At 70.2% G+C, this 13,447-nt stretch carries 10 protein-coding genes; 6 read left to right on the top strand and 4 right to left on the bottom strand.

Annotated features, from left to right (window positions below; genetic code table 11):
• The first annotated feature begins 77 nt into the window (after window positions 1-77).
• Window positions 78-3,194 carry an efflux RND transporter permease subunit gene (locus ACZ46W_RS13140; protein ID WP_468335869.1) on the top strand — a complete coding sequence of 1,039 codons (3,117 nt, stop codon included), beginning with the start codon at window positions 78-80 and terminating at the stop codon, window positions 3,192-3,194.
• 301 nt (window positions 3,195-3,495) lie between these two features.
• On the opposite strand, the gene nadA is transcribed toward ACZ46W_RS13140, so the two are convergent.
• On the bottom strand, window positions 3,496-4,683 hold the full coding sequence (gene nadA, locus ACZ46W_RS13145) for a quinolinate synthase NadA (RefSeq protein ID WP_468335872.1): 1,188 nt from the start codon (window positions 4,681-4,683) through the stop codon (window positions 3,496-3,498).
• Window positions 4,684-4,940: 257 nt separating this feature from the next.
• Between nadA and erpA the strand changes: the two genes are divergently transcribed.
• The gene (gene erpA / locus ACZ46W_RS13150; RefSeq protein ID WP_064071056.1) at window positions 4,941-5,297 is read left to right on the top strand and encodes an iron-sulfur cluster insertion protein ErpA; all 357 of its coding nucleotides are present in this window, start codon (window positions 4,941-4,943) and stop codon (window positions 5,295-5,297) included.
• 102 nt (window positions 5,298-5,399) lie between these two features.
• On the opposite strand, the gene ACZ46W_RS13155 is transcribed toward erpA, so the two are convergent.
• Window positions 5,400-6,875, bottom strand: a complete 1,476-nt coding sequence (locus tag ACZ46W_RS13155; RefSeq protein WP_468335875.1) for a hypothetical protein — start codon at window positions 6,873-6,875, stop codon at window positions 5,400-5,402.
• Window positions 6,876-6,961: 86 nt separating this feature from the next.
• On the bottom strand, window positions 6,962-7,171 hold the full coding sequence (locus ACZ46W_RS13160) for a hypothetical protein (RefSeq protein ID WP_468335878.1): 210 nt from the start codon (window positions 7,169-7,171) through the stop codon (window positions 6,962-6,964).
• Between the two features lie 127 nt (window positions 7,172-7,298).
• Here ACZ46W_RS13160 and ACZ46W_RS13165 point away from each other — a divergent pair, with 127 nt between their 5' ends.
• Entirely contained in the window at window positions 7,299-8,273 is a 975-nt protein-coding gene (locus ACZ46W_RS13165; protein WP_468335881.1) for a carbohydrate kinase family protein, read from the top strand.
• Window positions 8,274-8,668: 395 nt separating this feature from the next.
• On the opposite strand, the gene ACZ46W_RS13170 is transcribed toward ACZ46W_RS13165, so the two are convergent.
• The gene (locus ACZ46W_RS13170; protein ID WP_468335884.1) at window positions 8,669-10,033 is read right to left on the bottom strand and encodes an aminotransferase class V-fold PLP-dependent enzyme; all 1,365 of its coding nucleotides are present in this window, start codon (window positions 10,031-10,033) and stop codon (window positions 8,669-8,671) included.
• A gap of 225 nt (window positions 10,034-10,258) precedes the next feature.
• Here ACZ46W_RS13170 and ctaC point away from each other — a divergent pair, with 225 nt between their 5' ends.
• The 3 genes from ctaC to ACZ46W_RS13185 are packed head-to-tail and all read left to right on the top strand — an operon-like array spanning window position 10,259 to window position 13,361.
• Window positions 10,259-11,221 carry an aa3-type cytochrome oxidase subunit II gene (gene ctaC / locus ACZ46W_RS13175; protein WP_366129177.1) on the top strand — a complete coding sequence of 321 codons (963 nt, stop codon included), beginning with the start codon at window positions 10,259-10,261 and terminating at the stop codon, window positions 11,219-11,221.
• A complete protein-coding gene (ctaD, locus tag ACZ46W_RS13180) occupies window positions 11,218-12,966 on the top strand; it encodes an aa3-type cytochrome oxidase subunit I (RefSeq protein ID WP_468335888.1) in 1,749 nt (582 codons plus the stop codon). Before ctaC ends, ctaD begins: the two co-directional genes overlap by 4 nt.
• On the top strand, window positions 12,963-13,361 hold the full coding sequence (locus ACZ46W_RS13185) for a cytochrome c oxidase subunit 4 (RefSeq protein ID WP_468335891.1): 399 nt from the start codon (window positions 12,963-12,965) through the stop codon (window positions 13,359-13,361). The genes ctaD and ACZ46W_RS13185 overlap by 4 nt, the downstream gene beginning before the upstream one ends.
• Window positions 13,362-13,447: the final 86 nt, after the last annotated feature.

A 13,447-nucleotide genomic window follows, 5' to 3' on the forward strand; every position in this document is an offset into this window, starting at 1 on the left:
ACCTGGGGGCGACGGAACCCCCTCCTCCGTGGCTGATCGTATGAATACCTGCCGATCCGCCACAGAAGAGAGACCCCATGTCCTGGCTGTCGAAATTCAGCCTCGCGCAACGGGCCCTGATAGGGCTGATGTCCATCGTGGCGATCGTCTTCGGGGCGATCGCCATCCCGCAGCTCAAGCAACAGTTGCTGCCCTCCATCGAACTGCCGATGGTGTCGGTCCTCGCCCCCTACCAGGGCGCCTCCCCCGACGTGGTCGAGAAGCAGGTCGTCGAACCGCTCGAAAGCAGCATCAAGGCCGTCGACGGCATCAAGGGCGTCACCTCCACGGCCAGCGAGGGCAACGCCCTGATCATGGCCACCTTCGACTACGGGGACGAGTCCACCAAGCAGCTCGTCGCCGACGTCCAGCAGGCCGTCAACCGCGCCCGCGTCCAACTGCCCGACGAGGTGGACCCGCAGGTCGTGGCCGGTTCGACCGACGACATCCCGACCGTCGTCCTCGCCGTCACCTCCGACAGGGACCAGCAGGCCCTGGCCGGCCAGTTGGAGCGGACGGTCGTCCCCGCCCTGGAGGACATCGACGGGGTCGGCCAGGTCTCCATCGACGGCGTCCAGGACCTCCAGGTCTCCGTCACGCCCGACGGCAGGAAGCTCGCCGCGGCCGGGCTGAACCCCATGGCCCTGTCCGAGGCGCTGAAGGCGGGCGGCGCGACCGTCCCGGCCGGCTCCTTCTCCGAGGCCGGCAAGAGCCGCACGGTCCAGGTCGGCGGCGGCTTCACCTCGCTCAAGCAGATCGAGGACCTGACGATCAAGCCCGAGAAGGGCGACGCGGTACGCCTCGGTGACCTCGCCACCGTCAAGCAGGAGGAGTCCCGCCGGGTCTCCCTCACCCGTACGAACGGCAAGCCGAGCCTCGCCGTCATGGCCACCATGGACAACGACGGCAGCGCCGTCGCCATCTCCGAGGCGGTCAAGGACAAACTGCCCGAGCTGCGGAAGGACCTCGGCTCCGGCGCCGAGCTGACGGTCGTCTCCGACCAGGGCCCGGCGGTCTCCAAGTCGATCTCCGGCCTGACCACCGAGGGCGCCCTCGGCCTCGTCTTCGCCGTCCTCGTCATCCTGGTCTTCCTGGCCTCCCTCCGCTCCACCCTGGTCACCGCGGTCTCCATCCCGCTCTCGGTCGTCCTCGCCCTGATCGTCCTGTGGACCCGCGACCTGTCCCTCAACATGCTCACGCTGGGCGCGCTGACCATCGCCATCGGCCGGGTCGTCGACGACTCGATCGTGGTCCTGGAGAACATCAAGCGGCACCTCGGCTACGGTGAGGAGCGTCGGACGGCGATCCTCACGGCGGTACGCGAGGTGGCCGGAGCCGTCACCTCCTCCACCCTCACCACCGTCGCCGTCTTCCTGCCGATCGGCCTGGTCGGCGGCATGGTGGGCGAGCTGTTCGGCTCGTTCTCCCTCACCGTCACCGCCGCGCTGCTCGCCTCGCTCCTGGTCTCGCTGACGGTCGTCCCGGTCCTGTCGTACTGGTTCCTGCGCGCCCCCAAGGGCACGTCCACGGACCCGGAGGAGGCGCGCCGCAAGGCCGAGGAGAAGGAGAGCCGCAGCGTCCTCCAGCGGCTGTACGTCCCCGTCCTCCGCTTCGCCACCCGCCGCCGCCTCACCAGCGTGGCACTGGCGATCGTCGTCCTCGTGGGCACCTTCGGGATGGCCCCGCTGCTGAAGACGAACTTCTTCGACCAGGGCGAGCAGGAAGTGCTCTCCATCAAGCAGGAGCTGCCCGCCGGCACCAGTCTGGAGGCGGCCGACGCCGCCGCGAAGAAGGTCGAGAAGGCCCTCGCCTCGGTGGACGAGGTGAAGGACTACCAGGTCACCGTCGGCTCGTCCGGCTTCATGGCGGCCTTCGGCGGTGGTACGGGCGCCAACCAGGCCTCGTACCAGGTCACCCTCGCGGACTCCGCCTCCTACGAGAAGGCCCGCGACCGCATCGACGCCGAGCTGGGCAAGCTGGACGGCATCGGCGACACGACCATCGCCGCCGGTGACGGCTTCGGCAACCAGGACCTGAGCGTCGTGGTCAAGGCGGCCGACGCCGCCACCCTGAAGAAGGCCTCCGAGCAGGTACGCGCCGAGGTCGCCGAACTGGACGACGTCACCGACGTCCAGAGCGACCTGTCGCAGTCCGTCCCGCGCGTCTCGGTCAAGGCCACCGCCAAGGCGGCCGAAGCCGGCTTCAACGACGCCACGCTCGGCATGGCGGTCGCCCAGGCCGTACGCGGCACCCCGGCCGGCAAGGCGATCCTGGACGACACCGAGCGCGACGTCGTCATCACCTCCGCCGCACCCGCGAAGACCCTCGCCCAGCTCCGGCAACTGCCGCTCGGCCCGGTGAAGCTCGGTGACGTCGCCGACGTGCGACTGGTCCCCGGCCCGGTCTCGATGACCCGCATCGACGGCTCGCGCGCCGCCACCATCACGGCGAAGCCGACCGGCGACAACACCGGCGCGGTCAGCGCCGCGCTCCAGTCGAAGCTCAACGCGCTCGACCTCCCCGACGGAGCCACCGCCACCATCGGCGGCGTCTCCGAGGACCAGGAGGAGGCGTTCGCCAACCTGGGCCTGGCGATGCTGGCGGCCATCGCGATCGTCTTCATGCTGCTGGTGGCGACCTTCAAGTCGCTGGTCCAGCCGCTGATCCTGCTGGTCTCCATCCCGTTCGCGGCCACCGGCGCCATCGGCCTGCTGGTCGCCACGGGCACGGCGATGGGCGTCCCGGCGATGATCGGCATGCTGATGCTGATCGGCATCGTGGTCACCAACGCGATCGTGCTGATCGACCTGATCAACCAGTACCGGGCACAGGGCCTCGGAGTCATCGAGTCGGTCATCGAGGGCGGCCGCCACCGGCTGCGCCCGATCCTGATGACCGCCCTGGCGACGATCTTCGCCCTGCTCCCGATGGCGCTCGGCATCACGGGCGAGGGCGGCTTCATCGCCCAGCCGCTCGCGGTGGTCGTCATCGGCGGCCTGGTGACCTCCACGCTGCTCACCCTGCTGCTGGTCCCGACGCTGTACGCGATGGTGGAGCTCCGCAAGGAGCGCCGCCGCGCCAAGCGCGCGGCCAAGCGAGCGGCGAAGCCGGGCCCGAAGGCCCCGGAGAAGACCCCGGCCCCGGCCAACGCGTGACGCCTGCGCGCCCGGCCACGCACGACCCCGTACCCGGCGTCCGGCCGGGGCGGGGCCGTGCGGGGTCGCCCCCGCAGAGGATGGGGGTCCCCCCTGCTCGAGCGAAGCCGAGAGCTTGGGGGAGGCGACGGGTGGGCTCCCCGTCCGACTAACCCAAGGCCGCCGGCCTCGAGGAGGTGAGCCCGGAGGGGCACCGCCCACCACCCACCGGGCCTGACCGCCGGAACGGCGCCCGCGCCCAACACCCGAGGGGCGCCCCGCAGCACGCGGGGCGCCCCTCATCGGCGTACGGGAGGAACGGCTACGGCAGCGCCAGCATCCGCTCCAGCGCCAGCTTGGCGAAGCTCTCCGTCTCGCGGTCGACCTGGATCCGGTTGACCAGGTTGCCCTCGGCCAGCGACTCCAGCGCCCACACCAGGTGCGGCAGGTCGATGCGGTTCATGGTCGAGCAGAAGCAGACCGTCTTGTCGAGGAAGACGATTTCCTTGCCCTCGCCGGCGAATCGGTTCGCCAGGCGGCGGACCAGGTTCAGCTCCGTGCCGATCGCCCACTTCGAGCCGGTCGGGGCCGCCTCCAGGGTCTTGATGATGTACTCCGTCGAGCCGACGTAGTCCGCCGCCGCCACGACCTCGTGCTTGCACTCGGGGTGCACGAGCACGTTCACACCCGGGATGCGCTCGCGCACGTCGTTGACCGAGTCCAGCGAGAAGCGCCCGTGCACGGAGCAGTGGCCCCGCCACAGGATCATCTTGGCGCCGCGCAGCTCCTCCGCCGTCAGGCCGCCGTTCGGCTTGTGCGGGTTGTAGACCACGCAGTCGTCCAGGGACATGCCCATGTCGCGGACGGCGGTGTTGCGGCCCAGGTGCTGGTCGGGCAGGAAGAGGACCTTCTCGCCCTGCTCGAAGGCCCAGTCGAGGGCGCGCTTGGCGTTGGACGAGGTGCAGATCGTGCCGCCGTGCTTGCCGGTGAAGGCCTTGATGTCGGCGGAGGAGTTCATGTACGAGACCGGGACGGTCACGTCCGCGACGCCCGCCTCCGTCAGCACGTCCCAGCACTCCGCGACCTGCTCGGCCGTCGCCATGTCGGCCATCGAGCAACCGGCCGCGAGGTCGGGCAGCACGACCTTCTGGTCGTCCGTGGTCAGGATGTCGGCCGACTCGGCCATGAAGTGCACGCCGCAGAAGACGATGTACTCGGCCTCCGGCCGCGCCGCCGCGTCCCGGGCCAGCTTGAAGGAGTCGCCGGTGACGTCCGCGAACTGGATGACCTCGTCGCGCTGGTAGTGGTGCCCGAGGACGAAGACCTTGCTCCCGAGCTTCTCCTTGGCCGCGCGGGCGCGCTCGACCAGGTCCGGGTCGGAGGGCGAGGGGAGGTCGCCGGGGCACTCCACTCCCCGCTCGCTCTTGGGGTCGGCCTCGCGGCCGAGGAGCAGCAGGGCCAGGGGCGACGGCTGGACGTCCAGGGGCTGGGCGGTGGTCACGTCACGCACCCTTTCTGTTCTGCGGAGAACTTCTGCGGAGAGCCTTTTCGTCTAAATGACGCTATCTATCATAACCGCTTCACGTCACTTTGACGATGGCCATAGTGTCGATGTGACACATCCCCTCTCCACGGGCCGGTGCTTGTCCGCGGCCCGGTGTGCGAGCATGAAAGGGAAAGACAAGCGCTGTGCCCGGAATGAATCCGCGGCCCCGCCGGTTGCAACCGGTCGGCAAGCAGTCTCCGTACAACCCGGGAGAGAAGCAGATGTCCGTATCGGACGAGAAGACCACTGTCAGCGACGGCATCCTCCTGTCGGACGCCGCCGCGGCCAAGGTCAAGGCCCTGCTCGACCAGGAAGGCCGCGACGACCTGGCACTGCGCGTCGCCGTTCAGCCCGGTGGCTGCTCCGGCCTGCGTTACCAGCTCTTCTTCGACGAGCGCTCCCTCGACGGGGACGTCGTCAAGGACTTCAACGGCGTCAAGGTCGTCACCGACCGCATGAGCGCCCCCTACCTCGGCGGCGCCTCCATCGACTTCGTCGACACCATCGAGAAGCAGGGCTTCACGATCGACAACCCCAACGCCACCGGCTCCTGCGCCTGCGGCGACTCCTTCAGCTAAGCCTGTCGAGCCTGCTGGAAACGCGAGGCGGCGGCCCCGGACCATCCCCGGGGCCGCCGCCTTTTTGCCGTCCTGTCGTTGTCCTACCGCGTCCTACGCGTCCTACCGCCGCGGCACGCGCTCACCGCTCGCCGCGTCCACGACCTGCCGGTCGCCCAGCGGCTGGTCCAGCGTCGCCGTCGCGGTCAGCTCCTTGGCGATCAGGATGCAGACCCGCCCCGGCTCGATCGGCGTCTCGATCACCTTCAGCCTCACCTGCGTACCGCTCTCCTCGGCCTTCACGGTGTACTTGCTGCACACCCCGCCCCAGAAGCGCGCCGTCAGGATCTTCCCGTCCAGGCTGTACGACTCGACCTGCCGCGGCGCCTTCCCCGTCCCGGGCGTGTCCGGGGCCTCCGGCTTCGCCGGCGGCGGCGCGGGCGCCAGGTGCTCGGGCTCCACCGCCGGGTAGGTGACCGTGAACGGCCGCGCGTCGCCCTTCGGGGCCACCTCGAACAGCCACGACGGCACGAGCGCCGGGCGTCCGGCCGTGTAGTGCGCCGCCAGCCCGAAGACCGCCTTGGAGACGGTCACCGTCTCCTTGGCCGGCTTCGCGGCCGTCTCGCACGGGGCGACGGGCTTCGTCCCGGAGTCCTCCAGCGGCGCGGGCGTGGCGCACCCGCCGATGTCCCCGCCGATGCCGACCCGGCCGTCGCCGGACCCCGCGTTCAGCAGCTTCAGCGCCTCCGCCGCGCCGATCAGCGGGTACTCGTGGCTCTCCGCCGGCGCCTTCAGCCGTCCGCTGCCACCGCTGACCGAGCCGGCCGCGTCCACCTGGATGCCGGTCGACCAGCCGTACGTCGGCAGCCCGCCCACCACCGGGTCCGCGTTGACCACCCGTACGGCGCCCATCACCTGCGTGGCGTCCAGCTCGGCGCCCTCCTGGCCCAGCGCCTCCAGGACCGGGGCCGCCGCCTTCTTCGCGGCCGCCTCGCTGACCGGCCGGCCACCGCCCTGCGGCTGACCGCCCTGGGGCTGACCACTCGTGGGGCAGTCCTTGCCCTTCAGGCAGTTGTCGCCGACCGGCGCCGTCCCGAACGTCCACACGCCCGGCGCCTGCCGCTCCACGTGCAGCGTCGCGCCGGAGCCGTCCCTGTCGGGCCCCACCTTCCACGCCGAACCGGCCGCCTTGGGCGTACCCGCCACGCCCAGCGCCTTGGCCAGCCGCGCCACCTCGTCGGCCCCTACCGTGCCCTCCGGCCGGTACACGTGCGCCGATTCGGGGCCCTTGGGCAGCGTGCCGGCCGCCCGGTAGACCACCCCGCCCGGGTCCGGCTCACCGGGCGCGATGCCCGGCCCGGAGCCCGGCCCGCGCTCGGTGTGGCCGTCCAGGGCCAGCGGAGGCGGCTGCTTGCCGTCCGCCGCCGGAACACCGCCGCGCCGGTCGTCCCCGTCCGATGCGACCGTGGCGAAGTACGCCCCGCCGCCCCCGGCGAGCAGCACCGCCGCCGCCACCGAGGCGACGGCGAGCGGCGAACGCCTCCGGCGAGGACTGTCCTGTGTCGGCTCCGTGGCCGGCTCCGGCTCCGTACTGCTCACCGCAATGCTCCTTCGTACGCCGTGGTCCCTTTACGGGAGACACCCGTGGGACGGAGCGGGGGAGCGCGCGGTTCCCTCGGCGGTACTCAGACGCCGTACTCCGGCGTGGCGTCGATCAGCCTCGCGGACGCGGGCGGGACGACCACGCCGTGGATCAGGGACGGCGACACGGGGACGGGTGCGGCCTCGGCCGGTACCGCCCAGTGCGGAACCATGCGCGCGCTGTCCCCCCGCAGCTCGGCCAGGCTCAGCTCGGACTCGTGCTGCTGCTCACGCGGAACGCTGTACTTGGTCATAAGCGCACCGTACGCATGGGCCGGCCGACCGAAAAAGACCTACTATCGGGTAGTTTCCGCATGTGGGGGCGCCGCCGACCCGGTAGCGTGAACTGTCAACTCCACCTTCCCGCAGGAGCGCCCAGCCGTGCGTATCGCAGTCACCGGCTCCATCGCCACCGACCACCTCATGACCTTCCCCGGCCGATTCTCCGACCAGTTGGTCGCGGATCAGTTGCACACGGTCTCCCTCTCCTTCCTGGTCGACAACCTCGACGTCCGCAGGGGAGGGGTGGCGGCCAACATCTGCTTCGGCATGGGGCAGCTCGGCACCCGTCCCATCCTGGTCGGCGCGGCGGGCTCCGACTTCGACGAGTACCGGGCCTGGCTCGACCGCCACGGCGTGGACACCGCCTCCGTACGGATCTCCGAGGTCCTGCACACCGCGCGCTTCGTGTGCACCACGGACGCCGACCACAACCAGATCGGCTCCTTCTACACCGGCGCGATGAGCGAGGCCCGGCTGATCGAGCTGAAGGCCGTCGCCGACCGGGTCGGCGGCCTGGACCTGGTGTCGATCGGCGCGGACGACCCCGAGGCGATGCTGCGCCACACGGAGGAGTGCCGCGCCCGGAACATCCCGTTCGCCGCCGACTTCTCGCAGCAGATCGCCCGCATGGACGGCGACGAGATCCGCACGCTGCTCGAAGGCGCGACGTACCTCTTCTCCAACGAGTACGAGAAGGGGCTCATCGAGTCCAAGACCGGCTGGACCGACGCGGAGATCCTCGCCAAGGTCGGCCACCGCGTGACCACCCTCGGCTCGCGCGGCGTGCGCATCGAGAGCGTCGGCGGACCGGTCATCGAGGTCGGCTGCCCGGAGGAGGAGGCCAAGGTCGACCCCACCGGCGTCGGCGACGCCTTCCGCGCCGGCTTCCTGTCCGGCCTGTCCTGGGGCGTCGGCCTGGAGCGCGCGGCCCAGGTCGGCTGCATGCTGGCCACCCTGGTCATCGAGACGCTCGGCACCCAGGAGTACACCCTCAGCCGCGCCCACTTCATGGACCGCTTCACCAAGGCCTACGGCCACGAAGCCGCCACCGAAGTCCAGTCCCACCTGCCGTAAGGCCACCGGGGCGCCTCCCCGCCCCGCCGGGGCGCGGCTCTCCCCCCCCGTTGTGGGCAGTCGTCCCGCAGGGCGATGGGGGTGCCCCCTGCTCGAGCGAAGCCGAGAGCTTGGGGGAGGGTGGGCAAACGGGACGGGGCGGTGCCCTTGCTCGGTTCGCCCTGGGGCGGTGGCTTGTCCGGGTGCGGCCCGGTGGGCTGGGCGGTCACCCCGGGTGGGTGGGGGGGCGGGGCCCCTCCGGGCTCGCCTCCTCGAGGCCGGCGGCCTTGGGTGCCGGTAAAGGGAGCCCGGCCTTTGCCGCCGACCTCTGCGGGGGCGACCCTGCACGGCCCCGCCCGGCGGGACGCCGACTGCGGGCCGGTGGGTCGCGGGCACGGCCCGCCCGGGCGGCGGTGTCAGGTCACGCGGCGCACCACGTACGCCGTGCCCCGATCCGCCGGGCGCTCGCCCACGTACTCCTGGCCGCGCATCTCGCACCACGCCGGGATGTCCAGGCGGGCCGCCTCGTCGTCGGCGAGGACCGTCACGGTGCCGCCGACGGGCACGTCGCCGAACACCTTCGCGAGCTCGATCACCGGGATCGGGCACCGCCGGCCGAGGGCGTCGACGACCAGGGGCTCGCCGCCACCGGTGGCCGGCGTGGCGGTCGGCGCGCCGAACCGCTCCCGGATGCCCGCCACCGTGCCCGGCAGCACCTCCAGGAACCGTTCCACGTCCTCCTCCGCCGTACCGAACGGCAGCGACACGCGGACGTTGCCCTCCGACAGCACGCCCATGGCGCGCAGGACATGGCTGGGCGTCAGCGTCGAACTCGTACACGACGAACCGGAGGAAACGGAGAAACCGGCCCGGTCCAGCTCGTGCAGCAGCGTCTCCCCGTCGACGTAGAGACACGAGAAGGTGACGAGGTGGGGCAGGCGCCGCACCGGGTCGCCGACGACCTCCACGTCCGGCACCGTCCCCGGCACCCGGGCCCGGATCCGGTCCACCAGCTCGCGCAGCCGCGTCTCCTCCGCCGCCGCCTCGGCCCGTACGGCGCGCAGCGAGGCCGCCGCCGCCACGATGCCCGGGATGTCCCGCCCCGACTCGCGCTCGTCCGCCGGGCCTTGGGGTGCGAACCGCACACCCTTGCGAACCGCGAGCAGTCCGACCCCCGCAGGGCCGCCCCATTTATGGGCACTTGCCGTGAGCAGTGACCAATCACCCCGCACCGGGCCCCAGGCGACGGACTGTGCGGCGTCCACCAGCAGCGGCACCCCCGCCTCCCGGCACACCCCGGCCACCTCGGCCACCGGCTGCTCGGTGCCCACCTCGTGGTTGGCCGACTGGAGGCAGGCGAGGGCGGTGTCGTCCCGTACGGCGGCGGCGTACCCGGCCGGGTCGACGCGTCCCGCCCGGTCCACCGGCACCTCGGTCACCGTCCCGCCGTCCGCCTCGTGCGCGGCGGCCGAATGGAGCACCGAGGAGTGCTCGACGGCCGAGACCACCAGGTGGCGCCCGACTCGCCGGCGCCCGGCGAGGGCCCCGGCAATTCCGGAGTGCACGGCCTGTGTCCCCGAAGGAGTGAAGACCAGCTCGTCGGGGCGGCAGCCCACCGCCTCCGCGGCCGCCTCCCGCGCCGCGTCCAGCAGCATCCGGGCGCGCCGCCCCTCCCGGTACAGCCGGGCGGGGTCGGCCCACCCCTCGTCCAGCGCCGCCTGGAGGGCCTGCCGGGCCACGGGGTGGAGGGGAGCGGAGGAAGCGGAATCGAAGTAGGGCACACAGCCACGCTAACTCCGGTGGCCCCGCCCCCGGAAAATCGGCCCTCAACACCCCTTCGGGGTGCCCTGCGGCGCGTTGGGCACCCTCCCCGCGCGACCCCAAATAGCGTCCAGTAGGGTTTGGTCCGCATAAACATCCAAACCCCTGCCCGCGTCAGGGCCGGCGACCGACCAGCGTGACGGCCGCAGCCGACCGCGCGGGCGAGACTCTCGGGAAGGCGCTACGTGAGTCCCAACGGCTCCGACCGCTCGTCGCGGCGCCCGATGCGGCGGAAGCTGCCGCAGGTGCTGACTGCGGGCCTGATCCTCGCGACCGCCACCGGTTGCACATACAAGGACTTCCCCCGCCTTGGAATGCCCACCCCGGTGACGGAGGAGGCTCCGCGGATCCTCTCCCTGTGGCAGGGCTCGTGGGCGGCTGCGCTCGCCACGGGCGTCCTCGTCTGGGGCCTGATCCTGTGGAGCGTCATCTTCCACCGGCGCAGCCGCACCAAGGTCGAGGTTCCTCCGCAGACCCGGTACAACATGCCCATCGAGGCGCTGTACACGGTGACCCCGCTCATCATCGTCTCGGTGCTCTTCTACTTCACCGCGCGTGATGAGTCGAAGCTCCTCGCTCTCTCCGAAAAGCCGGCCCACACCATCAACGTGGTCGGCTACCAGTGGAGCTGGGGCTTCAACTACATCGAGAACGTCGACGGCAAGCCGGAGACGGCCGCCGAGACCGACAAGTCCCTCGCCGCCATTCCGGACAAGTACCAGAAGGAATTCCCCCAGGGGGCCGACGGCGTCTACGACTACGGCATCCCCGGCACGCGCAACCCGCAGAACGGCAACCCGGGTCCGACCCTGTGGCTGCCGAAGGGCGAGAAGGTCCGGTTCATCCTGACCTCGCGTGACGTCATCCACTCCTTCTGGGTGCTGCCCTTCCTCTTCAAGCAGGACGTCATCCCGGGCCACACCAACGTGTTCGAGGTGACGGCCACCGAGGAGGGCACCTTCAGGGGCAAGTGCGCCGAGCTCTGCGGCGTCGACCACTCCCGCATGCTGTTCAACGTCAAGGTGGTCTCACCCGAGCGTTACCAGCAGCACCTGAAGGAGCTGGCCGAGAAGGGGCAGACCGGCTTCATCCCGTCGGGCATTCAGCAGACGGACCCGGCCAGGAATGCGGAGAAGAACCAACTGTGAGCATCCTCAACGAACCTCAGGGTGCCGCCGAGGCAGCCGACGGCTCGCGTGAGCCGTACGCGAACGAGCAGCCCGTCCGGCGCAGGCACCCCGGCGGTGTGGTCGTGAAGTGGCTGACCACCACCGACCACAAGACCATCGGCACGCTCTACCTGGTCACGTCGTTCGCCTTCTTCTGCATCGGCGGTCTGCTGGCGCTCTTCATGCGCGCCGAGCTCGCCCGTCCGGGTACGCAGATCATGTCGAACGAGCAGTTCAACCAGGCGTTCACGATGCACGGCACGATCATGCTGCTGATGTTCGCGACGCCGCTGTTCGCCGGGTTCGCCAACTGGATCATGCCGCTGCAGATCGGCGCGCCCGACGTGGCGTTCCCGCGGCTGAACATGTTCGCGTACTGGCTGTACCTCTTCGGCTCGATCATCGCGGTGGCCGGCTTCCTCACCCCGCAGGGTGCGGCCGACTTCGGCTGGTTCGCCTACACGCCGCTGTCGGACGCGGTCCGCTCGCCGGGTGTCGGCGCCGACATGTGGATCATGGGTCTGGCCTTCTCCGGCTTCGGCACGATCCTCGGTTCGGTCAACTTCATCACCACGATCATCTGCATGCGCGCTCCGGGCATGACGATGTTCCGCATGCCGATCTTCACCTGGAACGTGCTGCTGACCGGTGTGCTGGTCCTGCTCGCCTTCCCGGTGCTCGCCGCCGCGCTCTTCGCGCTGGAGGCCGACCGGAAGTTCGGCGCCCACATCTTCGATCCCGCCAACGGCGGATCGCTGCTGTGGCAGCACCTCTTCTGGTTCTTCGGTCACCCAGAGGTGTACATCATCGCCCTGCCGTTCTTCGGCATCGTCTCGGAGATCATCCCGGTCTTCAGCCGCAAGCCGATGTTCGGTTACATCGGCCTGGTGGCCGCGACCATCGCGATCGCCGGTCTGTCCGTGACGGTGTGGGCGCACCACATGTACGTCACCGGCGGTGTGCTGCTGCCGTTCTTCTCCTTCATGACCTTCCTGATCGCGGTACCGACCGGTGTGAAGTTCTTCAACTGGATCGGCACCATGTGGAAGGGCTCGTTGTCCTTCGAGACCCCGATGCTCTGGACGATCGGCTTCCTGATCACCTTCACCTTCGGTGGTCTGACCGGTGTCATCCTGGCCTCGCCCCCGATGGACTTCCACGTCTCCGACTCGTACTTCGTCGTCGCGCACTTCCACTACGTCGTCTTCGGCACCGTGGTCTTCGCGATGTTCGCCGGATTCCACTTCTGGTGGCCGAAGTTCACCGGCAAGATGCTGGACGAGCGCCTCGGCAAGATCACGTTCTGGACGCTGTTCGTCGGCTTCCACGGCACGTTCCTGGTGCAGCACTGGCTCGGTGCCGAGGGCATGCCGCGCCGTTACGCGGACTACCTCGCCGCCGACGGCTTCACCCTGCTGAACACGATCTCCACGATCGCCTCGTTCCTGCTGGGCATGTCGATCCTGCCGTTCTTCTACAACGTCTGGAAGACCGCCAAGTACGGCAAGAAGATCGAGGTCGACGACCCCTGGGGCTACGGCCGCTCGCTGGAGTGGGCGACCTCCTGCCCGCCGCCGCGGCACAACTTCATCACGCTGCCGCGCATCCGCTCGGAATCCCCGGCGTTCGACCTGCACCACCCTGAGATCGCCGCCGTCGGGCAGCTCGAGAACCACGGGCAGAAGGACACCGCGCTGCTCGGTGGCAAGGAGGTCGGCAAGTGAAGATCCAGGGCAAGATTTTCATCTGGCTGAGCATCTTCATCCTGGCCATGGCCATCCTGTATGGCGTGTGGTCGAAGGAGCCGGCCGGTACGACGGCGCTCTTCCTGGCCTTCGGCCTGGCGATCATGATCGGCTACTACCTGGCCTTCACGGCCCGGCGAGTGGACGCCATGGCCCAGGACGACAAGGAGGCCGACGTCGCGGACGAGGCCGGTGAGGTCGGCTTCTTCTCGCCGCACAGTTGGCAGCCGCTCTCCCTGGCCATCGGTGGCGCGTTCGCCTTCCTGGGCGTCGCGCTCGGCTGGTGGCTGCTGTACTTCTCCGCCCCGCTGATCCTGATCGGCATCTGGGGCTGGGTCTTCGAGTACTACCGGGGCGAGAACCAGAACCAGTAGGTCGCGGTCGCGCTTCGACAAGGGCCCGGCAACCTCCGTACGGAGGTTGCCGGGCCCTTGTCGAAGCGCGACCGCGACCTACTGGT

The organism is Streptomyces sp. NPDC031064, from assembly GCF_055570965.1.

Bases quoted from the DNA above. Each gene is read 5' to 3' on its own strand.
- ACZ46W_RS13160 (WP_468335878.1), bottom strand. From the start codon at position 7,171: ATGACCAAGTACAGCGTTCCGCGTGAGCAGCAGCACGAGTCCGAGCTG.
- erpA (WP_064071056.1), top strand. From the start codon at position 4,941: ATGTCCGTATCGGACGAGAAGACCACTGTCAGCGACGGCATCCTCCTG.
- ACZ46W_RS13140 (WP_468335869.1), top strand. From the start codon at position 78: ATGTCCTGGCTGTCGAAATTCAGCCTCGCGCAACGGGCCCTGATAGGG.